Origin of the sequence: Mycobacterium pseudokansasii, from assembly GCF_900566075.1 — a bacterium.
GTDB lineage: Bacteria > Actinomycetota > Actinomycetes > Mycobacteriales > Mycobacteriaceae > Mycobacterium > Mycobacterium pseudokansasii.
Genome location: NZ_UPHU01000001.1, coordinates 4,759,617 through 4,782,289, shown reverse-complemented (window position 1 = coordinate 4,782,289; position 22,673 = coordinate 4,759,617). Strand labels below are relative to the sequence as shown.

General features: G+C 67.8%; 19 protein-coding genes and 1 pseudogene. 14 read left to right on the top strand and 6 right to left on the bottom strand.

What is annotated here, in order from left to right; genetic code table 11:
- Nucleotides 1–193: 193 nt before the first annotated feature.
- Nucleotides 194–1,360, top strand: coding sequence for a PPE family protein (locus tag EET10_RS21410; protein WP_036401628.1), 1,167 nt, complete (start codon nt 194–196; stop codon nt 1,358–1,360).
- Between the two features lie 119 nt (nt 1,361–1,479).
- Here the strand turns inward: EET10_RS21410 and EET10_RS21405 are convergent.
- Nucleotides 1,480–2,967 (bottom strand): annotated as a pseudogene (locus EET10_RS21405) (PE family protein); the annotation flags it as partial.
- 937 nt (nt 2,968–3,904) lie between these two features.
- On the opposite strand from EET10_RS21405, the gene EET10_RS21400 reads away from it, so the two are divergent.
- Nucleotides 3,905–5,059: a PPE family protein gene (locus EET10_RS21400; protein WP_063466697.1), complete on the top strand. Its 1,155-nt coding sequence runs from the start codon at nt 3,905–3,907 to the stop codon at nt 5,057–5,059.
- Nucleotides 5,060–5,291: 232 nt separating this feature from the next.
- Here EET10_RS21400 and EET10_RS21395 read toward each other — a convergent pair whose 3' ends face one another.
- From EET10_RS21395 to EET10_RS21385, 3 genes are read right to left on the bottom strand one after another with little or no spacing between them, the layout of a single operon-like run.
- Nucleotides 5,292–6,221 carry an SDR family NAD(P)-dependent oxidoreductase gene (locus tag EET10_RS21395; RefSeq protein ID WP_036401612.1) on the bottom strand — a complete coding sequence of 310 codons (930 nt, stop codon included), beginning with the start codon at nt 6,219–6,221 and terminating at the stop codon, nt 5,292–5,294.
- Nucleotides 6,218–7,324, bottom strand: coding sequence for an acyl-CoA dehydrogenase family protein (locus EET10_RS21390; RefSeq protein ID WP_036401610.1), 1,107 nt, complete (start codon nt 7,322–7,324; stop codon nt 6,218–6,220). Before EET10_RS21390 ends, EET10_RS21395 begins: the two co-directional genes overlap by 4 nt.
- Nucleotides 7,321–8,466 (bottom strand): acyl-CoA dehydrogenase family protein, encoded by a 1,146-nt coding sequence (locus EET10_RS21385; protein WP_036401609.1) that lies wholly within the window; start codon nt 8,464–8,466, stop codon nt 7,321–7,323. The genes EET10_RS21390 and EET10_RS21385 overlap by 4 nt, the downstream gene beginning before the upstream one ends.
- A 95-nt stretch (nt 8,467–8,561) precedes the next feature.
- Here EET10_RS21385 and EET10_RS21380 point away from each other — a divergent pair, with 95 nt between their 5' ends.
- From EET10_RS21380 to EET10_RS21325, 12 genes are all read left to right on the top strand, one after another.
- Complete coding sequence (locus EET10_RS21380; RefSeq protein ID WP_246013665.1) at nt 8,562–10,250, top strand: nitric oxide reductase activation protein NorD; 1,689 nt, start codon at nt 8,562–8,564, stop codon at nt 10,248–10,250.
- A gap of 32 nt (nt 10,251–10,282) precedes the next feature.
- On the top strand, nt 10,283–11,101 hold the full coding sequence (locus EET10_RS21375) for a CbbQ/NirQ/NorQ/GpvN family protein (RefSeq protein ID WP_036401608.1): 819 nt from the start codon (nt 10,283–10,285) through the stop codon (nt 11,099–11,101).
- A gap of 89 nt (nt 11,102–11,190) precedes the next feature.
- Nucleotides 11,191–12,303 (top strand): ABC transporter substrate-binding protein, encoded by a 1,113-nt coding sequence (locus EET10_RS21370; protein ID WP_036401606.1) that lies wholly within the window; start codon nt 11,191–11,193, stop codon nt 12,301–12,303.
- 3 nt (nt 12,304–12,306) lie between these two features.
- Nucleotides 12,307–13,425, top strand: coding sequence for a spirocyclase AveC family protein (locus EET10_RS21365; RefSeq protein ID WP_036401604.1), 1,119 nt, complete (start codon nt 12,307–12,309; stop codon nt 13,423–13,425).
- On the top strand, nt 13,418–14,293 hold the full coding sequence (locus tag EET10_RS21360) for an SDR family oxidoreductase (protein WP_063466699.1): 876 nt from the start codon (nt 13,418–13,420) through the stop codon (nt 14,291–14,293). The genes EET10_RS21365 and EET10_RS21360 overlap by 8 nt, the downstream gene beginning before the upstream one ends.
- Before the next feature lie 30 nt (nt 14,294–14,323).
- Nucleotides 14,324–15,808, top strand: coding sequence for an aldehyde dehydrogenase family protein (locus EET10_RS21355; protein WP_122502478.1), 1,485 nt, complete (start codon nt 14,324–14,326; stop codon nt 15,806–15,808).
- A gap of 11 nt (nt 15,809–15,819) precedes the next feature.
- Complete coding sequence (locus EET10_RS21350) at nt 15,820–17,046, top strand: cytochrome P450 (protein WP_036401599.1); 1,227 nt, start codon at nt 15,820–15,822, stop codon at nt 17,044–17,046.
- Between the two features lie 144 nt (nt 17,047–17,190).
- Nucleotides 17,191–17,469 (top strand): YciI family protein, encoded by a 279-nt coding sequence (locus EET10_RS21345; protein WP_244602042.1) that lies wholly within the window; start codon nt 17,191–17,193, stop codon nt 17,467–17,469.
- A complete protein-coding gene (locus tag EET10_RS21340; protein ID WP_244602038.1) occupies nt 17,466–18,692 on the top strand; it encodes an RNA polymerase sigma factor in 1,227 nt (408 codons plus the stop codon). The genes EET10_RS21345 and EET10_RS21340 overlap by 4 nt, the downstream gene beginning before the upstream one ends.
- Nucleotides 18,689–19,132: an SRPBCC family protein gene (locus EET10_RS21335; protein WP_122502477.1), complete on the top strand. Its 444-nt coding sequence runs from the start codon at nt 18,689–18,691 to the stop codon at nt 19,130–19,132. Before EET10_RS21340 ends, EET10_RS21335 begins: the two co-directional genes overlap by 4 nt.
- Nucleotides 19,133–19,215: 83 nt before the next feature.
- Nucleotides 19,216–20,364 (top strand): thiolase family protein, encoded by a 1,149-nt coding sequence (locus tag EET10_RS21330; RefSeq protein ID WP_063466702.1) that lies wholly within the window; start codon nt 19,216–19,218, stop codon nt 20,362–20,364.
- Nucleotides 20,361–21,164, top strand: a complete 804-nt coding sequence (locus tag EET10_RS21325; protein WP_036401593.1) for a crotonase/enoyl-CoA hydratase family protein — start codon at nt 20,361–20,363, stop codon at nt 21,162–21,164. Before EET10_RS21330 ends, EET10_RS21325 begins: the two co-directional genes overlap by 4 nt.
- Here EET10_RS21325 and EET10_RS21320 read toward each other — a convergent pair.
- Together EET10_RS21320 and EET10_RS21315 are read right to left on the bottom strand one after the other, a co-directional pair.
- On the bottom strand, nt 21,161–22,174 hold the full coding sequence (locus tag EET10_RS21320) for an NAD(P)/FAD-dependent oxidoreductase (RefSeq protein WP_036401590.1): 1,014 nt from the start codon (nt 22,172–22,174) through the stop codon (nt 21,161–21,163). The genes EET10_RS21325 and EET10_RS21320 overlap by 4 nt on opposite strands.
- A complete protein-coding gene (locus tag EET10_RS21315; protein ID WP_036401588.1) occupies nt 22,171–22,671 on the bottom strand; it encodes an isoprenylcysteine carboxyl methyltransferase family protein in 501 nt (166 codons plus the stop codon). The genes EET10_RS21320 and EET10_RS21315 overlap by 4 nt, the downstream gene beginning before the upstream one ends.
- Nucleotides 22,672–22,673 lie beyond the last annotated feature (2 nt).

Sequence of the window (22,673 nt, the reverse complement as noted above, 5' to 3'; positions counted from 1 at the left end):
AGGTCATTGATAGGTAATTGACAGGAAGGTTTGGTGCGAAAGCCCGGATTTTCTGCGTCGCACGGCCTTAGCATTCGGCCGTGGCGCAAATGGTCGCACGAGGTGACTGTTGCTGCTGGTGCGTGTCGTAGCGGAGGCAGTCGGCGGGAAGGGTTGTCCGAGCCGTTAATACGGCCGGCGGTTTGGGGCTGAGATGATTCCTGAGTTTGCATGGTTGCCGCCGGAGATCAACTCGGCACGGATTTTCGCCGGTGCGGGATCGGGTCCGCTGCACACGGCGGCCTCGGCGTGGGAGAGCCTGGCCGCGGATCTGCGGGCGTCGGCGGCGTCGTTTGATTCGGTGGTCACCGGCTTGGCGGCCGGGCCGTGGTCGGGTCCGGCCTCGGTGTCGATGGCGGCGGCGGCGACACCGTACGTGGGGTGGTTGAGTGGGGCTGCGGGGGAGGCGGAGTCGGCCGCCGTTCAGGCGCGGGCGGCGGCGACTGTTTTCGAGGCGGCGTTGTCGGCCACGGTGCATCCGGCGGCTGTGACCGCCAATCGGGTGTCGTTGCTGTCGTTGGTGGCGACAAATTTCTTGGGGCAGAACACCCCGGCGATCGCGGCCGCCGAGGGCGATTACCTCGAGATGTGGGCTCAGGACGTGGCCGCGATGGTGGGGTATCACGCCGGAGCGACGTCGGTGGCGTCGACGCTGACGCCGTTCAGCCTGCCGCCGCTGACGATGGCGGGGTTGGCCGGGCTGGCATCGCAGGCCGCCTCGGGTGTCACCGCGATGGCGTCGTCGGCGGGCGCGGCGATAGCCGCACCGGTGCAGGGAATCGTGTCGGCGGCTCCGACCGCCCTCTCGATGCTGCAGTCGGTGCCGTTGTCGTCGTTGATGTATCCGGTGAGCATGGCGATTTCGCCGTTGATGAGCGTGCTGAGCAATGCGGCGCGCACGCCGGCCGCGGGGTTGGCCGGTGCCACGGCCGGCGGAGCGGCGGCAGGCGAGCCGAAGTTCGTGGGTGCGGCTCATCCTGGGACCAAGCCGTTTGGCGGCGGCGGGCTGGGTTCGGCGATGTCGGCGGGTCTGGGTAAGGCCCGGATGGTGGGGACGATGTCGGTTCCGCCGACGTGGCAGGGCTCGACGCCGACGCGGATGGCCAGTTCGCCGTCATCGGGCTTGGGTGCTGCAGGCATGTCCAATCCGGCGGAGCTGACCGGCGCGGCGCGGCCCGCCGGGATGCCGATGATGCCGATGCCGATGGGCATGGGCGGTGCCGGCGCCGGGATGCCCGGCGCCATGATGGGCCGCGGTGGGGCAGGCGCGAATCCGGTGCAGTCGCGGCCCAGCGTGATACCGCGGACCGGGATCGGCTAGAGCCGGATCGGGACGGCCGAGCGGCCGGCTGCCTTCCGAGAGGCAGTGCGGCGGGGACCAATTCGAGAAGCAGCAGGCCGCGTCGCCGACGACGTCAGGACACGTTACTGATCAACGGAGTTGGTTGTCGCGCGGGCGCGCGCCCCGTCAAACCCGGGTTGGCCGACCAGCTTCCCGCCCGAACCGCCGGTGCCGCCAGCGCCGGTCCAGTGCCCCGTCCCGCCGTTACCGCCGTTACCGCCGTTGCCGATCATCGAGGCATTCCCGCCGTTACCGCCGTTTCCGCCGCTGAGATAGCCGCCACCGCCGTCGCCGCCGTTGCCGCCGTCGCCGATCACGCCGGCATTGCCGCCATTGCCGCCTGCGCCGCCGTTGCCGCTCAACCCGTTTCCGCCCCCGCCGCCGGCGCCGCCCGATCCGAAGACATGGCCCGCGTTGCCGCCGGCCCCGCCGTCACCGCCGTTGGCGACGCCCTGGCCGCCGGCGCCGCCGACACCGCCGTTGCCCGAAAGCCAGGCTCCGCTGCCGCCGTCGCCGCCGCTGCCACCGTTGGTGGTGCCGCCCACTCCGCCGGTCCCACCATTGCCGCCGTCACCGGCGAGCCAACCGGCGTCGCCGCCCGCGCCACCGCTGCCTCCGTTGTTGTTGCCGTATCCGCCGGCGCCCCCGTCACCGCCGTTTCCAGAGAGCAAACCGGCATTGCCGCCGGCCCCACCGTTACCCCCATTGTTGACGGCGCCGGCGCCACCGGTTCCGCCGTCGCCACCGTCACCGGAAAGCCACCCGCCGTTGCCTCCGGATCCACCCTGGCCGCCCGACCCGTAGGTTCCCGCACCTCCGCCGGCACCTCCGGCGCCGCCGGATCCGGCAAGCCACGCGTTGCCGCCGGCCCCGCCGGCACCTCCGTTTCCCACACCGGACCCGCCGGCCCCGCCGGTCCCTCCGGTGCCGAAAAGTCCTCCGGTTCCACCGGTTCCGCCGGCGCCGCCGGTGCCGTTCATCGACATCCCGCCGGCCCCGCCGGCGCCGCCGGAGCCGAACAGCCCGCCGGCCCCGCCCGCACCACCGGCGCCGGCGGTGCCGTTCACGGCGTTTCCACCGGCTCCGCCGGCCCCGCCGGAGCCGAATATCCCGCTGTCACCACCGTTGCCGCCGGCGTGGCCGGGCGCACCTGATCCGCCGTTACCGCCGTTTCCCCAGAGAATGCCACCGTCCCCGCCGTTTTGCCCCGTCCCGGGAGCCCCGTTGGCGCCGTTGCCAATCAGCGGGCGCCCGAACAAATACTCGGTCGGTTCGTTGACGATATGCAGGACATTCCGCTCGGCGTTCTCCAGCTCGGTGGTCGCATACTTGATGGCACTACCGTTGAGGGCGTCTACAAACTGCTGATGAAGCCACGCGGCGTCCTCGCTGAACGTTCGCCAGACTTGCGACTGCACGGAAAATAGGGCTGCGATCGCGGCCGACACATCGTCGGCGCCTGCGGGAAGTATTTCCGTCGTAGCTGTGGCCGCAGCGGCATTGGCCTCGCCGAGCGAGGATCTGATAGTCGCCAAGTCGGTTGCGGCGGTCTGCAACGCCTCCGGCATCGTGGACACAAATGACATGGAGATCTCCTAATCGCACTGAGCGCTTGTCGGGTAACAACTTGCTCCCGGACCGCACGCGCCCATTTCCCTCCGTGCAATTGGGTCTCAGCACAGTAGCACCGCAGCCGCTCGGTTGCAGCATGTCTTTCGACTGTCGGCATTCGGAGTCCCTGGCCGAAACTGCATTTCGGCCAGGTGCCGGCCTTAAACGACGCCCTCGGCTCGTCGTAAGCGAGCTCCCGCCAAGGTATTTCAAGTGATTGCATGACTTCGGCGCTGGCAGTGCCGGCGCTCTGCGGGGCAATTCAGAAGACAGTCTGGCGGGTGCGGACTCCCTGGATATGCGAAATAGCGTTAATAGACTACGAATTCGTAGCCTTCGGCTACGTAGGCGTAGCCAGAGAAAACAGTTGACAAGGCGTATGGTTTGTGGGAGCTTTTGTCCGGCTGAAGATCCCGGTTCGGCTGTGGTTCCCGACGACCGCGATGTGACAGCGGATAACCGTCCGCATTGAAAAGGCTGGATTCACTGGATGACTCGGATACTTGTTCACGGATTCTAACTGTCTTGTGGTGCGTGCCAACTAGTGCGGCCTCCGCCCCAGTTTGAAATATCGTTCTATATCAGCGTGATTCAGCGCCGCTTGGCCTGATCGTGTGGTAGCGCCTTTTCGGCGCAGAGAGCGTCGCGCGGACGGCTCGTCATCACCGATGAGTTCGAATTACTCTGGAGTACAACGAATATCAGCGCGCCTACACTTCGGCCAGCCACCCAACCGGCTCGGCCAAAAAGGGCGCTACTGCCAGTCAGGTCGTGCTGGTTCGGACACGACCTGCTGGTCTAGGCCATTGTCGTGGAGAGGGCAAAGGTTGACATCTTAAGGCTGACTGGAGAACTGCCGCAGGTTTCGAGCGGTGCGTCAGAGCCGTAATACGCAGGAAGGGTTGGGTTGAGATGATTGTGGACTTTGCCTGGTTGCCGCCGGAAGTCAATTCGGGGCGAATCTTTACCGGTTGCGGGTCGGGCCCGCTGTGGAGAGCGGCGTCGGCCTGGCTGAGCCTGGCTGCGGAGTTGCGGGCATCGGCGGCCTCGTTTGATTCGGTGGTAACCCGATTGGCGACCGGGCAGTGGTTGGGTCCGGCATCGATGTCGATGGCGGGTGCGGCGGCACCATTCGTGGGCTGGCTGAGTGGGGCGGCCGGGGAGGCGGAGTTGACCGCTGCTCAGGCTCGGGTGGCGGCGACAGCGTTCGAGGCGGCTCTGTCGGCGACGGTGCATCCGGCCGCGGTGACCGCCAATCGGGTGAGGTTGCTGTCGTTGGTGGCGACGAACTTCTTGGCTCAGAACACACCGGCGATTGCCGCGACGGAGTTCGACTACCACGAGATGTGGGCGCAGGATGTAGCCGCGATGGTGGGTTATCACGCAGGCGCGGCATCGGTGGCGTCGACAATGACGCCGTTTAGTCCGCCGCCGTCCAATCCAGGGCTGGCCGGGTTGGCGTCGCAAGCTGCCTCGGGTGTGCCGGCGATGGTTTCGTCCGCGGCTGCGCCGGCGCAGGACATCGCGGCGATAGCTTCAGCCGCGGAGTCGGGCCTGGATTCGCTGCCGTTGTCGAGTGTGTCGTTGTTGATGTATCCGCTCAGCATGGCGATGTCGCCGCTGATGAGTTTGATGAGCAATGCGGTGCGCACGCCAACGGGCGGGATGGCCGGTGCGGTTGCCAGCGGGTTGCCCGCGGACATGCCGAAGTTGGTGACGGTTCCTCATCCTGAAGTCACGTCATGGGGTGGCGGAGGGCTGGGTTCGGCTATGGCGGCGGACGTGGGTAACGCTCGGATGGTTGGGGGCATGTCGGTTCCGCCGACTTGGCAGGGGTCTGTGCCGGCTCCGATGGCCAGTTCGGCGATGTCGGGCATGGGTGCAGCCGGTATCCCCATCCCGGCGGCGCTGACAGGGGAGCCAAGTTCGCCAGGTATGCCGATGATGCCGATGCCGAGTGGTACCGGTGGTACCGGAATGCCCGGCGGGATGATAGGACGCGGCGGGGCCAGCCCTAATGCGCCGCAGTCCCGGTCCGGCGTGATACCGGTAACCGGGATCGGATAGCGACCGGGACGGCGCTGCTCCAGTGCCAACTGCGACTGCCATCTGCCACATCAGTCTCCACGGGTCTGGGGTGCGCGTTGCGCCTGTCTGTCAGCGACAAACTCGTTGCGCACGTTGCGGTGTCGCCCAAAGGTAGGCAAATTGCGCACTGGTTGGGACAGAGGCCGATGTGAAAGATGTGATTTGTCGGGCCCAGGAATCCGCCGAGCACAGTGACCGAATCAGCACCGGCTTAGGTAGTCACGCCAAGCCGCGCGCAGACGCTGAAAACCTCCTCGAAAATCGACTCCGGCACGGTGAACGGCTCGGTGGCAGACACTTCCGACCAGTGCGCCGCGATGTCTTCGGCGGTCGGTTCGCCGTCCCGGCCGGCTGACCATCCCTGACCCAGACCGACGAATACCCGCGCGAAGCGCCCGGCGCAGGCCGAGTAGTTGTGATGGGTGACCTCGCAAACCCGGCTGGCCAAGAAGACCACGATCGGTACCACCAGCTCAGGCCTGATCACCTTCAGAAAGCCGATCTGCTCAAGGGCTTCCGGGTCGCCCACGGTTTCGGTCACCATCCGCGAAAAGCCGAACGGCAGCACGGTGTTGGCAACGATGCCATGCTGGGCGCCTTCGATGGCGATCACGTTCGCCAATCCGACCAAACCGGCCTTGGCCGCGGCGTAGTGGGCTTCCAACGGCTGTCCGAACATCCCGCCCGAGGACGAGACGAAGACGAACCGGCCGTAGCCCCGGTCCTTCATCACCCGGTACGCGGGCTGGCTGACAAAGAATCCGCCGTCGAGATGCACGCTGAGCATCCGGTGCCAGTCGTCGACGGATAGCTCCTCGAACGCAATGCTGTTGAAGATGCCGGCATTGCTGACCACGACGTCGAGCCGGCCGAAGTGCTCCACGGCGGCCCGCACTATCGCCTCGCCACCGTGGGGACTGGCCACCGAGTCGTGCGATGCCACCGCAGTGCCGCCCGCGCGCTCGATCTCGGCAACGACCTCGTCGGCGACGCTGGAGTCGGAGCCGTCGCCATGCATGGCCCCACCGACATCGTTGACCACCACCGCGGCGCCGCGGCGGGCCAACTCCAGCGCGTACAACCGGCCGAGCCCCCGGCCGGCACCCGTGACGATCGCGACCTGGCCGGTGAATTCGATCATCGGCAGCCCTCCGTTCGTGGACGCGCAAGGCGCGCACCGAGTTCGATGAGATAGCGGTCGGGTCCACCCCGAAACGCGCTCCAGCTCAGCAACCGCTTGAGATAGAGGTGAGCGTCGTGCTCCCAGGTGTAGCCGATGCCGCCGAAAATCTGGATCGCCGTGTCGGCGACGGTGGCCAGCCGCCCGGCGAATGCCTTGGCCCGCAGTGCGCACAAGTGTCGCTCGTCGGCGGCGTCGTCGGGCAAGGCATCCGAGGCCCATAATGCGTGGATCACGCCGCTGCGGGCCAGCTCGACCGTCTCGTACATGCCGACACACAGCTGCTGGATCGCCTGGAATGAGCCGATGGCGCGGCCGAATTGCTTTCGCACCTTTGCGTATTCGACGGCTGAGTCCATGACGGCGCGGGCCGCACCGAGCGCATCGGCGGCCATGCCGATCAGCACGTCGTCCACGACCGCCGCAACGGCGGCCGGCGACGGGGTAGCCAGCCGGTGTGCCGTCACACCGTCGAGCCCGATCCGAAATGTCTTGCGGGTTCGGTCGATATCGCGCTCGGGCGCCACCGAAACGCCGGGGGAAGCGGTGTCAACCGCGAAAAGCTCAGTTCTGTAGCCGTTTTGAGCTAAGACCAACAGCACGTGGGCGGCTGCGGCGTCGGGAACCGAGACCAGCTCACCGTTGAGCACCGTGCCGTCTGCTGTCGGCAGGGTCTCGACGTCCAAGGGGCCGACGGTGGCGATGGTGGTGCCCTCGGCTATCCCGGTGAAGATCTGGGCCGCGGCTCGGCCGGCGTCGCACCGGCGCAGCGCTCGCGTCGTCGCGATCGCGGTGGATAACCACGGTCCCGGGTGCAGGGCGGCGCCGAGTTCCTCGGCGACGATGCCGGCCTCGACCATCGTCATGCCGGCGCCGCCGTATTCCCCTGGCACCAACAGCCCGGTTGTCCCCAGCGCGGCCAGGCCGCGCCACACCGGTTCGGTGGTGCCGGTGGGATCGTCGAGCAGCATGCGCACGTGTCCCGAAATCGGCGCCCTCTCGGTGAGAAAACGCCGCACCGTGTCGCGCAGCGCTACCTGCTCCTCGGACAGTTCCAGGTTCATCGGCGCGGCAACCCCAGCACCCGCTGCGCGGTGATGTTCGCGTTGATCTGCGTGGTGCCGCCGGCGATGGTCAGCGACCGCGACGTCAGCCGGTAGTCGGCCCACCGGTGTGCCTGCGGACCCAGCACGTCGAAAGCCAGCGCGGCCAGATCCTGGCCGATCTCGCCCCATACCGTCTTGGCCAGACTGGCCGACCCGAAGGCAGTGATTTCCGAGCCGCCGTGCAGGGTCGCCGAAATCGACCGCAGACACAGCACCTCGAGATACTTGACGCGCACCGCGATCTCGCCCAGCCGGTGCAACGTCACCGGGTCGTCGCCGACCCCGAATGCGGCGAAGTCCGCCGCCAACTCCTCGAGTCGCACCTGCAGTTCGGCGTAAAGTCGCGCCGCCCCGGCCCGCTCGTGGCTCAGCGTGGTGGTGGCCACCTGCCAGCCTGCGTTGAGTGGACCCAGCAGCGAGTCGGCCGGCACCACCACATCGTGGAAGAACACCTCGGCGAAGTCGGTGTCGCCGTTGAGCGTGACCAGCGGCCGAACCTCGATGCCCGGCGACGTCATGTCGACGATCAGGCAGGAGATGCCGTGGTGTTTGGGCGCCTCGGGGTCGGTGCGGACATACAGCTGGCACCAGTCGGCGCGCTGCCCGAGCGAGGTCCAGATCTTCTGACCGTTGACCACGAAGACGTCGCCGTCGCGCACCGCGCGGGTACGCAGCGCGGCGAGGTCGGATCCGGCCTCGGGCTCCGACATGCCCTGACACCAGATATCGTCCGCGCGCATCATCCGGGGCAGCAGGGTGGTCTTCTGGGCTTCGGTGCCGTATTGCATGATCGCCGGGGCGATGTTGTTCATGCCGATCACGTTGAGCGGCAAGGGCGCCCGGGCGCGCGTGGTTTCCTCGGTGTAGACCAGCTGCTCGAGCACGGTGGCGCCGCGGCCGCCGTACTCGCGGGGCCAGGAGACGGCCGCCCAGCCGGCGTCGGCCAAGGTGGCGTTCCAGGCGCGCAGCGTTTCGAACACCGCGTCGCTGCGGCCGGGGGATCGGCGCGCGGCGATCAACTCGTCGGTGAGATTCGCCGCGAGCCAGGCGCGCAACTCATCGCGGAACCGTTCCACTTCGGCGGGATATGAGAAGTCCACGTGCGTGTGTCGACCTTGCGCGATTGACTGCGTGTCAAGCCGGACTCTACGTTGGAACAGATATTTGGTCAACATGATCAACCAGGACGGACCGCGTGGCGAGCGACCAGCACACCACCGATCGGCTGCCGCGGCTGAGCATCGTGGCCTCGGCCATCGCGGGCCGTACGGTGGGGGTTGCCCCGGCCGGCGCCGGTGAGTTGGCGTGGACGGATGGCCGCACGATCTTTGTCGACGCCGGCCTGCCGGGGCGCGAGCAGCTCGCGTCGCTGGCCGTGCAGGCGTCGCTGCTGGCGGCGGGAAGTCTCGAACCGGATGTGGTCCGCGCGCTCAACCGGCGCCCGGCGGTTGCCAGGCGATATCTCGCGGTGGAAGGGCACCGGTCGCTGGTGGCCAATGAATATTGGTTACCGGAGCCGACGCGGGGGTTGATTGACCGCGATATCGCCACTCGCAGCGATTCGCCGGCAGGTTCTTTGGCTGCCGCGCTGAGCCCGCACCCCATCGCCGGCGCGCCGGCAAGCTTCGGCGCTATTCACGCCCGGAAGCTACTGGCGCAGTTGGCAACGCAGAGCCTCGGCAGGGGTGCGCCGACGGCCGGTGAGCCTGCTCGCCAGGCCGGCCGAGCGCTGGCCGACGTCGACGACGACCCCGCAGACCAGCAGGCCGCCTTCCCCACCCCGATCGGCGGTGCCGGAGCCCTCGGCCGGTTGCTGCGTCGGATGCTGCGCCCGGTGCGCCGGCTCGGGGCCGGCGGTCAGCCGGGGGCCGACGCCCCGGCCCACCGCACCCGCTCAGGCATCGGGTCCGCGCGCGGGGTGTTGTCGACGGCGGCGGCCGGATTGTTCGACGAACGCGCCGCCGGACCACACGAGACGGAAGGGTCGGTCCGGTATCCCGAGTGGGATGTCCACCGTCGCTGCTATCGGCCGAACTGGTGCACGGTGCGCGAAATACCGGCGGTTGTCGGCGACGCCTCGGTTCCGGATGGCCTGAACCGGTACGCATTACGGCGCTCCCTGGCCCGCCTCGGTCTGGGGCCGGACTGGTTTCGGCGGCAGCCGCACGGCGAGGACATCGATATCGATGCGGCGGTCGAGGCCCGCGTCGACGCGGTGGCCGGTTCGTTTCCCAATGACGCGATCTACCTCGATCGGCTGCGCCGCCGACGCGATCTTGCGGTGCTGCTGCTGCTGGACATCTCCGGCTCGGTTGCCGAGCCGGGTGCGACCGGCAAGACGGTGCACGAACAGCAGCGGGCCGTCGCCGCAGCACTCGCTGTTGCGTTTCATGATCTCGGAGATCGGTTGGCGCTCTATGCGTTTCATTCGCAGGGGCGGGCGGCCGTGCAACTGGTGCCGGTCAAACGTTTCAACGACCCGCTGGACGCGCCAGCGCTGCGACGGCTCGGCGGTCTGGTGCCCGGCGGGTATTCGCGGCTCGGTGCCGCGATCCGGCACGGCGCGGCCGTGCTGGAAACCGGTGGCGGCACGACGCGGCGGCTACTGGTCGTGGTGTCCGACGGGTTGGCCTACGACCACGGCTACGAACGCGCCTACGGAGCGGCAGACTCCCGTCGCGCGCTGGCCGAAGCCCGCGGACGGGGCACCGGGTGCGTCTGCCTGGCCGTCGGTGCAAGCACCGACCCCGAGGAATTGCAACGGGTGTTCGGCAGCGCGGCGCTGGCCGCCATCCCGGAGCCGGAGCAGCTGCCGCGGGTGGCCGGGCCGCTGTTCCGCGCGGCGCTGCGCTCGGCCGAAGTCCGCAAGCCCACGCAGAGTTGAGCCAAATATCTGTTCCACGTTACGCTGCGGCCATGCCAGCACCCGGCGATGGCAACGTAACCCCACCGGTAGCCCGTCCCTTCTACGTCTCGGTGGGCAATGAGGAGCAGGTATTCAAGGCGGCTTTCCGTCAAGGCCTCTCGGTGTTGCTGAAGGGGCCCACCGGCTGCGGCAAGACACGGTTCCTGGAAGCCATGGCCCATGATCTCCGGCGACCGCTCATCACGGTGGCCTGCCACGACGACCTGACGACCGCGGATCTGGTCGGGCGGTTCTTGCTGCGTGGCGGGGAAACGGAGTGGGTCGACGGCCCGCTCACCCGCGCCGTGCGCGAGGGCGCCATCTGCTACCTGGACGAAGTCGTCGAGGCTCGCCAGGACACCACGGTCGTGCTGCACCCGCTGACCGACCACCGACACCAGCTCCCGATCGAACGCCTGGGCGTGACACTGGACGCGGCACCGGGCTTTTGCCTGGTGGTGTCCTACAACCCCGGGTACCAGAGTGTCCTCAAGGATCTCAAGGACTCCACCCGGCAGCGCCTGGTGGCCATCGAATTCGGTTTTCCCGCAGCCGATGTCGAGGAGAAGATCGTCGCTCACGAGGCCGGCATCGGCTCCGACGTGGCCGCAGAGTTGGTGCGGTTCGCACAAGCGATCCGGCGGCTGGAAACCCGCGGGTTGCGTGAGGTGGCGTCCACCAGGGTGCTCATTGCGGCGGGCCGGCTGATCGCCGCGGGGCTCGGCACCCGGGAGGCGGCCCGTGCCGCCGTCGCCGGCCCGTTGACCGATGACATTCACATCGGTAACGGCCTGTTGGAGCTGATCGAGGTCTACTTGTCCGACTCCTAGCCGGTGGCGATTGACGCTGCGCAGCCCACCGCGCTAATGTCAGAACAAATGTTAGGTTTTTGGGGACAGCCGCTGACGGAGATGGAGACTTGTCCTACGAGAGCACCGCGCAACCGATCAAGATCGGCTACCTGTTCGACTTCCTGCTGCCGGAGTTCTATCCCCAGGAGATGCGCGACGACCTGACCCGGCCGTTCGAGTTGGTGTTCGCCGACGGGCTGCGGCAACGGATCATCGACCGTCCGGTGGATATCGTGTACCGGGAAGTGGAGGGGCTGCCCAAAGGTGCTGTCAAGGCCGTCATCGACGCCTACGGCGAACTGGTCGACGAGGGCTGCCTGGCCGTGTTCGGGCCGCACATCAGTGAGAACGCCGTACCGACCAAGGAGGCGATCGAAGAACGGTTCCGGGTTCCGGCCATCAACGTCTGCGGTAGCGATGACTGGCTGGGGGAGTGGACGTTCGCATTCCCGCAGGGGTCGATGACTGACGAGCCGATCTTCTGGGCGGACTTGCTTGTCAAGGGCGGCCACACCGAGGTGGCCGTGCTGGTCGAGCAATCGCTGGTTGGCCAGAGCTATCTGACCAACTTCCGAAACGCGGCCCGGCGCAAAGGCATTCGCATTGTCGCCGAAGCGCAGATCGCCCAAACCGCCCAGGATGTGGGCCAGGCGATGCGCACCGTACACGAGGCGAAGCCCTCGGCGCTGGTGCATTGCGGCTTCGGCTTCGGGATCGTGTTCATCAACCCGGCCCTGGCCGAACTCGACTGGGATCCGCCCCGGTTCACCAGCACCGCGTTTCAGAACGCCTGGATCAATCCGATTATGTGGCAGGCCTTGATGGGATGGACGGGGATCGACCAGTACGACGAGGACAACGGCGTGGGTCAGGCCTTCCTGGACCGCTACGAGTCGGAATATGGCCGCCGTCCCCAATATTGCGTGCCGGTGGTGAACCACGACGTGGCCAACACGCTGCTGCACGCCTTCGCCGCCGCCCACCCGCTGAGCCCTCGCGGTGTCAAGGAGGCACTGGAGCGGGTCAAGATGCTACCCGCCGCCGCCGGTGCCCCGGGGACCCGGGTCTCGCTGGGCAAATGGACCCGGCGGGCCTGGATGGGCGCGGGCTACCTGGTGGCTCGGCGGTTAGATCCCGACGGCGTCAACTCCCATCTCGTCGATCGCTTCGGCGCCGGGTAGGCGATGACCACCGAGCAGGCGGCGCCGTCGGTCACGGCCACGCGCCAGAGGGGCTCGATGTGGGCGGTCTCGTGGATATCCATAGCCGTCGCCGTGCTCGCCGTTGTCGCCCACTACGCGCGAAAGGGCGCTGTCTCACCGCGAATTCGCAATCCGGAGGTCACCGGCGCGCCGCGACCGGTCGAGCCGTTGTTCGGCTATCAGCATTGGCTGGGACTCTTCCAGATCTTCACGATCATCTCGATGTCGATCATCATCGCGGTCTACGTGGTGGCCTGGCGGCGCCACCCCGCCCACCCCGTCCTGCTCATGGGCATCGTGACCACGCTGATCGTCTGGCAGGACCCGATCATGAACTGGGCGCCGTATGCGGTCTACAACCCGCAACTGTGGCACTGGCCGGAAGACTGGCCGCTGATGTCGCTGTCGCCGACGGTGGAACCGTTCCTGGTGATCGGCTACATCATGTTCTACCTGGGCCCCTACTTCCCGGCGATCTGGATCCTGCGCAAGATCCAGGCCCGCAGTCGCCTTGATTCGTTTGTCTGGCGCCATCCGCTGATCACGCTGGCGGCCATCATCCTGCCCGCGGGCATCCTCATCGACGCGATGCTCGAGATGACGCTGGTGCGCACCGGCTTTTACATCTATTCCCAGGTCATTCCGTTCGGGTCGGCCTTCGCCGGCCAGACCTACCAATTCCCGTTCATCTGGGAAACCGTGATGGTGACCTTCGTGATGATTCCGGCGGGGGTGCTGCTCTACCGCGACGACACCGGCCGCACCGTGGCCGAAAAACTCGCTCAGCGTGCCCGGGTTTTCCCGGGCCGCCCGAAGCTGGCGATGTTCGTGGTGATGTTCGTCCTGATCAACCTCGCCTACTTCGCGTACGGCACCGGCTTTGCCGTCATCAAATGGACCCGAACTGCCACCTCCGTCGCCTGCCCGTGGCCCTATCCGGAGGCCAAAGTCTATGATCCACAAGGCTTTTACGAACGCAACGGCCAGCCCGGCCCGTATTCGGTGGGCATCTGGTCGACCTGGATGAGCGCGCAGCCGCACGGCCGCCCGGACGTGACGCCGCCCGCCGACGGCGGCCGCTGTGGGGCGGCGCATGGGTGAGCCACCGGCCGTCGTTGTCACCGGCGCGTCCCGCGGGCTGGGACTCGCATCGGCCGCACACCTGTACCGGCAGGGCTGGCGGGTGGTGGCCGCGATGCGCTCACCGGAGTCCGGGCTGGCGGCATTGCGGTCGACGGCCGGTGCCGCAGAGGAGGATTCGCGGCTGATAGCGGTCCAGTTGGATCTGACCGACCAGGCATCCGTCACGGCCGCGGCCAAGGCGATCGAAGACGCGGTCGGCGCCCCGCGGGTGCTGGTGCACAACGCGGGCATCTCCGCGGCCGGGACGGTCGAGGAGACGCCCATCGACCTGTGGGAGCGAATGTTCGCGACGGCCGTCTTCGGGCCGGTGCTGTTGACCAAGGCGCTGTTGCCGTCGATGCGCGCCGCGGGCCGGGGGCGCATCGTGATGATCTCGAGCCAGGGTGGCGTGCGCGGCATGCCGGAGATCGCGGCGTATTCCGCGGCCAAGGGCGCACTCGAACGGTGGGCCGAGTCGCTGGCGGCCGAGGTCGCTCCGTTCGGACTGGGTGTCACCGTTCTGGTGGCCGGGACCTTCGACACCGACATCATCACCGACGCGGGAACCTCGGATCACCGCGACCTGTCCGGTCCGTACGCCGCGCTGCACACCAAGGTCGACCGGCGCGGCCGGGCCGCGATGCGATTGGCGCGCCCACCCGAGCAGTTCGCGCGAGCGCTGGCCAGGGCCGTCGAGGACCGCTCGCCCTTCACTCGGCGCGCTGTGGGACCCGACGCCCGGATGCTGATGGTTGCCAACCGGCTGCTTTCCAGTAAGGCTCTCCATAGGGTGACCCGGCTGGCGCTGGGCCTCCCGCGCTCTGGGGCACTACGAGCGCCGAAATAGTGAGCCTCGTCTGAAGAGAGCTGAACAAACATGGCTGACACTGTAAAGGTCCGGTTCGAATCAAAGATGATGATCGACGGCAAGCTCGTCGACGGTCGGGCCGGCACCTTCACCAATATCAACCCGGCCACCGAGGAGCCGATCGGAGAGGTCGCCGACGCGTCGAAGGCGGATATGCACCGGGCCATCGACGCCGCCCGGCGGGCCTTCGACGAGACCGACTGGTCGACCAACCGCGCGTTACGCAAGCGCTGCCTGGAGCAGCTTCAGGAGGCCATCGAAACCGAACAGGAGGAGCTGCGTGAAGAGCTCATCGCCGAGGCCGGCGCCCCCCGGGCGATCACCTACGGGCCGCAACTGGATGCGCCGCTGGCCGACGCGCTGCGCTATCCCGCCACGCTGATCGACGAGTACCCATGGGAAACCGACCTGGGCGACGTGCTGGTCAGCATCACCGGCCAAATGACCAGCCGCAAGGTCTGGCGCGAACCGGTCGGGGTGGTCGGCGCGATCGTGCCGTGGAACTTCCCGTTCGAGGTCACCATCAACAAGCTCGGCCAAGCGCTGGGCACCGGCAACACCGTGGTGCTCAAACCGGCGCCGGACACGCCGTTCAATGCCACCCGCCTGGGCCGGCTGATCGCCGAAAAGACCGATATCCCACCGGGAGTCGTCAACGTTGTCACCGCATCGGACCATCTGGTCGGCGAGGAGCTGACGCTGTCGCCCAAGGTCGACCTGATCTCGTTCACCGGTTCGACCGTCGTCGGCAAGCGGATCATGGAAAAGGGCGCGGCGACGCTCAAGCGGCTGTTCCTCGAACTCGGCGGCAAATCGGCCACCATCGTTCTCGAGGACGCCGAGTTCGGGTTGGCCTGCGCGATCGGCATCGCGCCATGCATGCATGCCGGGCAGGGCTGTGCCAACCCGACCCGGATGCTGCTGCCGCGGTCCCGCTACGACGAGGGTGTGGCGATCCTGCAGAGCATCTACGAGAACGTCATGCCGGGTGACCCCCAGGACCCGGCGACGTTGTGCGGCCCGGTGATCTCCGACAAGCAACGCAAGCGGGTGCTCGGCTACATCAGCAAGGGTGTCGACGAGGGCGCCACCTGCCTGGTCGGCGGGCCGGACGCGGCCACCGGTTTCGACAAGGGATTCTATGTCCGGCCAACGCTTTTCGTCGACGTCGACAATTCCATGACGATCGCTCAGGAGGAGATCTTCGGCCCGGTGCTGGCCGTCATCGCATTCGACGACGAGGAAGACGCGATCCGGATCGCCAACGACAGCGTGTACGGGTTGGCCGGCAACGTGATGTCGGGTTCGCTGGAGCACTCGCTGGCGGTGGCCCGGCGGCTGCGGGCCGGGTTCATCGGTGTGCAGGGCGCCGCGCCGTATGGCGCCGACACGCCGTTCGGCGGCTACAAGGACAGCGGGGTGGGCCGGCAAAACGGGGTGGCCGGGTTCGACCAGTACACCCAGATCAAATCGGTGGGCTATCCGGCCGGCTGAAGGGGGCGCGCATGCAGCTGTTCGACGATCTCGAGGATTTCGGTGCCTTTGACGACGTGGTGTCCGGCGACGTCCGCGATCCCTACACCGAGCTGGCCCGGCTGCGGCGCGAGGAACCGGTGCAGCGCATCGACTTCTCGGCCATGCCGCACGAGGAATCCAAGCCCGTCTTCATCGTCTACCGCCATGAAGACGTCGCGCAGCTGCTGCGGGACAACGAGACGTTCTCGTCGGCGATCATCATCGACGCCTTCGGCGACGTGCTGGGCCGCCGCGTCATGCTCGGCATGGACGAGCCCGAACACGGGCGTCATCGCGCCCTGGTGGCAAAAGCCTTCTCGCAGAAGGCATTGGCGCGCTGGGAGGACGAGCTGGTCGGCAAGGTCGGCAACGAGCTGATCGACCGGTTCGCCGGCCGCGGCCACGCCGATCTGGTCAAGGAGTTCACCTTCCCGTATCCGACGCAGATCATCGCCGGTCTGCTGGGGTTGCCGCGCGAGGACTATCCGCAGTTTCAGCGCTGGTCGATCTCGCTGCTCAGTTTCACCGTCAACCCGGAGCGCGGCCGGGCCGCCTCGCAGGCGTTGCAGCAGTACTTCACGCCCATCCTCGCGGCCCGGCGCGACGAACCGCGCGAGGATCTGATCAGCGGCCTGGCGCACGCCGAGATCGACGGCGAGCAGCTGTCCGACGAGGAGATCTTCTCCTTTCTGCGGTTGCTGCTGCCCGCCGGCGTCGAAACCACCTACCGGTCGCTGGGCAACATGCTGTTCGGATTGCTGTGCAACACAGACCAACTCGATGCCGTGCGGGCCGAGCGTGCACTGCTGCCGCAGGCGATCGAGGAGGCGGTGCGCTGGGAGCCGCCGCTGCTGACCATCACCCGCGTCGCCACCCGCGACACCGAACTGGGCGGCGTGTCCATACCCGCCGGCTCCTCGGTCATGCCGATGCTGGGCGCGGCCAACCGGCAAGAGGACCGCTACCCCGACCCGGATCGCTTCGACATCTTCCGCCCGGCCAGGGCGCACATCGGTTTCGGTCACGGGGTTCATGTCTGCCTGGGCATGCACCTGGCCCGGCTGGAGATGCGGGTGGCGCTCAACCTGCTGTTGGACCGCCTGCCCAACCTGCGTCTTGATCCCGCGGGTGACGATCCGCATATTCGCGGCCAGGTTTTCCGGTCGCCGACCGCGCTTCCGGTGCTGTTCGAGGCGGTTTCACCCGGGTTGTCCTGATCGGGCCTCTCCCGATCGTCCTCTTGATGAGATCCGGGATGGGCCCGGATGATCATCGGGACAAGGAGGAATCTCATGCCGCAGTATGCCGCACTGACCTACACCAGGGACGTGGACTGGTCGGCCCCCGAGCAGGCCGCCGACATGGCCGAATACATGAAGTTCGGCCAGGAGCACGCCGCTGCGATTCGTGGTGGCACAGCGCTGTATCCGACGTCCACCGCGACGACGGTGCGCGTCAAGGGTGCCCGCGGCGGTGACGTCGTCACCAGCGACGGCCCCTATGCCGAGACCAAGGAAGCGCTGACCGGCTTCTATCTCATCGAGGCCGCCGACCTGGACGAAGCGCTGCGGATCGCCGCCGAGATACCCGCCGCATGGGACGGCGCCGTCGAGGTGCGTCCCATCATCGAATTCGGTTGACCGCCGAATCGGCACTCGCCGAAACCGTCCGGATCGAGGGAACCCGCATCCTGGCGACCCTCGTCCGGGCGGTCGGCTCGCTGCAGATCGCCGAGGACGCGGTGCAGGAAGCGGCGCTGCGCGCGCTGCGGGACTGGCCCCGCAACGGCGTGCCCGACCAACCGCGCGCGTGGCTGACGGTGACCGCGCGCCGGGTCGCGATCGACCTGCTGCGCCGCGAGGGCGCCCGGGCCCAGAAGGAGCGTGCCAGCATGGAGCTCGCGGTCCCCGACCTGCCGCCCGACAGCATGGTGGCCGACGACCGGCTGCGGCTGATCTTCACCTGCTGCCACCCGGCGCTGGGGATTGAGGCTCAGGTGACGCTGGCGTTGCGCACCTTGTGCGGTCTGTCGCCGGCACAGATCGCGGCCGTGCTGCTGACCAGTGAGGCCGCTATTGCCAAGCGGCTCACCAGAACCCGCGCCAAGATCACGCGGGCCGGCATTCCCTATCGCGTTCCCGCCGACGAAGACCTGCCGGCGCGCCTGGCGGCGGTGTGCGCGGTGGTGCACTCGTCCTACACGATCGCCCACACCGCGGCCGGCGGCGACCGGCTGACCGACGTCGATGGTGCCCGTGAGGCGCTGCGCCTGGCCCGGTTGGTGCACCAGCTGATGCCCGATGAACCGGCACCGATGGCGGTGCTGGCGCTGTTGCTGCTGACCGAATCTCGGCGCGCCGCACGGTGCGACGACGCCGGCGATCCGGTACCGCTGTCCGAACAGGACCGCACGCGCTGGGACAGCGATGCGATCGCGGAAGCGCTTGCCCTGCTGGACGAATCGCTACGCCGCACCGGCGCGGTCGCCGATCCCTATCAATTGCAGGCCGCGATCGCGGCGGAGCACGCCCGGGCCGCGTCGTATGCTGCTACCGACTGGGCCGAGATCGTCCGGCTTTACGACCTGTTGCTGTCGGTGCAGCCCAGTGCGCCCGCCGCGTTGGCCCGGGCGGTAGCTGTTGCCGAATCCGACGGCGCCGCAGCGGGTTTGGCGGAGCTGGAGGAGCTCGAACCCGATCAGCGCTGGCATGCCGTCCGCGGTGAACTGCTGGCCCGTCAAGGTAAATTCGCCGAGGCGGTCGCGGCGACGCGTCTGTCACTGATCGATGCGATCACCATGCCGGAACGCCGATACCGCCAGCGGCGCATTGCCGAATGGTCTGCGCGACAAGGAGTGACATGAAAGTTGACGTGACAAGCGAGATCCTGATCGCCCGGCCACGCAGCGACCTGGCCGCCTATGCGTGCGACCCGGACAACGCCACCGCCTGGTACGTCAATATCACGTCGGTGCAATGGAAGACGCCAAAACCGCTGTCGATCGGCTCGCAATTCGCCTTCACCGCAAGGTTTCTCGGGCGTTCGTTGAGTTACACCTACGAGGTGGTCGCCCTGCAGCCGGGCAGCAGGTTCGTGATGCGCATCGCGGAAGGGCCTTTTCCCATGGAGACGACCTACCTGTGGGAAGACGGCCCGCACGGTACGACCAAGATGGCCCTGCGCAACCGCGGTGAGCCGTCCGGGTTCTCCGGGATCGCGGCGCCCGTATTGGCCAAGGCGATGAAGCGGGACAACGCGAAGGATCTGGCCCGGCTCAAGGCGGTGCTGGAGGCGCCGGCCTAAGGGCGTTTACCACCCTGCCCCCACCTGCCGATTACATTGGTTAACAATGTACTCAGAATCACTCTGTCAAAGGAGACATACCCATGGCTGAAGCCGTCATCGTCGAGGCGCTACGTTCCCCCATCGGCAAGCGCAACGGCGGGCTGTCCGGGGTGCACCCGGCCGACCTGTCCGCCCAGGTGCTCAATGGGCTGGTCCACAAGGCCGGCATCGACCCCGAGCTGGTCGATGACGTCATCTGGGGCTGCGTCATGCAGGCCGGCGAGCAGGCCCTCGACATCGCGCGTACCGCACTGCTGGCGGCCGGCTGGCCCGAGACGGTTCCCGGGGTGACCGTGGACCGCCAGTGCGGGTCGAGTCAGCAGTCGGTGCACTTCGCGGCGGCCGGCGTGGTGGCCGGTCACTACGACGTCGTCGTCGCCGGCGGGGTGGAGTCGATGTCGCGAACCCCGATGGGCTCGTCCCTGGCCAACGGTGGACGGCCCTATCCCAGGACCTTCCTGGACCGCTACGACGGCGTGATCCCCAACCAGGGCATCGGCGCCGAGATGATCGCGCAACGGTGGGGCCTGGACCGCCTCGCGCTCGACGAGTTCTCTCTGGGTTCGCACGAAAAGGCCGCGGCCGCACAGGATTCCGGTGCCTTCGACGACCAGATCGTCGGCATCAAGGACCAGGACGGCAGTGCCGTCCTCAAGGACGAAGGCATCCGCCGCGGTACCCCGATGGAGAAGATGGCGTCACTGAAGCCGGCGTTCAAGGAAGACGGCGTGATCCACGCGGGCAACTCCTCGCAGATCTCCGACGGCTCGGCCGCGCTGCTGTTCATGTCCGCGGAGAAGGCAAAGTCGCTGGGGCGCAAGCCGATCGCCAAGGTGCACTCGGTGGCGTTGGCCGGGGCAGACCCGGTGATCATGCTGACCGCGCCCATTCCGGCCACCCAGAAGGTGCTGAAACGCTCCGGGCTGTCCATCGGCGACATCGGGGCATACGAGGTCAACGAGGCGTTCGCCCCGGTACCCCTGGCCTGGCTGCGCGACATCGGCGCCGATGAGAAGAAGCTCAACCCCAACGGCGGCGCGATCGCGCTCGGCCACCCGCTGGGCGGCTCGGGTGCACGGCTGATGACTACCCTGCTATATCACATGCGGGACAAGGGAATTCGCTACGGACTGCAGACGATGTGCGAGGGCGGCGGTCAGGCCAACGCCACCATCCTGGAGCTGTTGTGACCGAAGCCGACGGCGCTACGCCGGCCGTACTGGTCGAGCGCCGCGGCAACGTCATGGTCATCACGATCAACCGGCCCGAAGCCCGCAATGCCATCAACGGCGCCGTGAGCGTCGGGGTGGGCAATGCGCTCGACAAAGCCCAGCATGATCCCGAGGTACGGGCCGTGGTGATCACCGGCGCCGGCGACAAGTCGTTTTGCGCCGGCGCCGACCTCAAGGCGATCGCCCGCCGGGAAAACATCTACCACCCCGACCACGGCGAGTGGGGCTTCGCCGGTTACGTGCACCACTTCATCGACAAGCCCACCATCGCCGCGGTCAACGGCACCGCACTGGGCGGCGGCACCGAGTTGGCGCTGGCCAGCGACCTGGTGGTGGCCCACGAGCGGGCCACGTTCGGCTTGCCGGAGGTCAAGCGCGGGCTGATCGCCGCGGCCGGCGGTGTTTTTCGAATCGTGAACCAGCTGCCGCGCAAGGTGGCGATGGAACTGCTGCTGACCGGCGAGCCGATCACGGCATCCGACGCTCATGACTGGGGTCTGATCAACCGGGTCGTCACGGAGGGCTCGGTGCTGGACGCTGCGCTGGAGCTGGCCGCCCGGGTGACCGGCAACGCGCCGTTGTCGGTGCAGGCCAGCAAGCGCATCGCCTACGGGGTGGACGACGGCGTCATTGCCGACGAGGAAGTGGGCTGGGAGCGCACCATGCGCGAGATGAGGACGCTGATCCGGTCCGAGGACGCCCGGGAAGGGCCCGTGGCGTTCGCCGAGAAGCGCGAGCCGGTCTGGAAGGCGCGTTAACGCGCCAGCGTGTTGACCGCCCGCTCGAAAACCGAAGGCAACAGCGCACCCGCCGGCACGATGGCCCGCCGCGCCGCGTGCGGCGTACTGGCCAGCACCAAGCCCCGGGTCAGCCACCGGTAATTGCGGGTAACGCGATGCCAGGCGGCCTCATATGACGCCGGCGCGTCGTCGACGATGGCCCGCACGGCCGCGGCCGCCTGCTTGACGGCAAGGCTGATGCCCTCACCGGTCAGGGCGTCTTCGTAGCCGGCCGCGTCGCCCACCAACAGCACCCGCCCGGCAACGCGGCGGGACACCACTTGCCGCAGTGGACCGCAGCCGCGCGCGCGCCCGGGTTCGGCGTCGCGCAAATGATGGGAAAGCCAGGGAAACCAGGACAGCTCGGGCCGCTGCCGGGACAGGATCGCCACGCCCACCAGGTCCGGTTCCACCGGCGTCACGTACGCCTCACCCCACCGCGACCAGTGCACCTCGACGAACTCCGACCACACCGGTACCCGGTAATGCCAGCGCACCCCGTAGCGCCGCGGGGTTCCCGCCGTCGCCGTGATGCCGACGGCGCGCCGGACGGTCGAATGCAGCCCATCGGCCGCCACCAACCACCTCGCGCGCACGCCGGCGGCCGTCACGCCATCGGCGTCCTGCGCGACGCTGGTCACTCGCGTCCGAATCCATTCGGTGTCTTGCTCTTTGGCCCGGGCCGCCAGCGCCGCGTGCAGGGTGGTGCGCCGCACGCCCCGGCCCGGGCCGCTGCGGAACCGCGCCTCGGCACGGCGGTGTTCGCTGACGTAGGCGATGCCGTAAAACGGCATGCCGGCCGGGTCGACGTCGAGTGCTGCGAGCTCGGCCAGACCGCCGGGCATCAGTCCCTCGCCGCAGGCCTTGTCGATCGGGCTCTCCCGGGGATCGGCGACGATGACCGAAAGTCCATGCCTGCGTGCGTGTAATGCCGTGGCGAGACCTCCCGGGCCGCCGCCGACGATCAGCAGGTCGGTGTCGTAAGTCATGAATAACCCAACACGGAGTTCTCCACCCGCAGGCGCACCGTCAACAACATGGCGTTGGCCACCGTGAAGCCGAGCGCGGTCACCCATGCGGTGTGCACCATCGGCAGCGCGAACCCTTCGGCCACCACTGCAACATAGTTGGGGTGGTGCATCAGCCGGTAGGGCCCGCGTCGCACCAACGGCTCGTGCGGCAACACGATGACCCGGGTGTTCCAGCGCCGTCCCAGCGACTTGACGCACCACCAGCGCAGCCCCTGGCTCAGCAGCAGCACGCCCACCATCGGCCAGCCCAGCCAGGGAATGAACGGCCGGTGCAGTGCCCAGGGTTCGATCACGCAGCCGAGCAGCAGCGCGGTGTGCAGAATGACCATCGCCACGTAGTGCGGACGACCGAACTCCTTGCCGCCCTGGGCGAAAGACCAGCGCGCATTGCGCCTGGCGACGATCAGCTCCGCCAGCCGTTCCACGCCGACGGCCAGGATCAGCAGGTAGTACATCG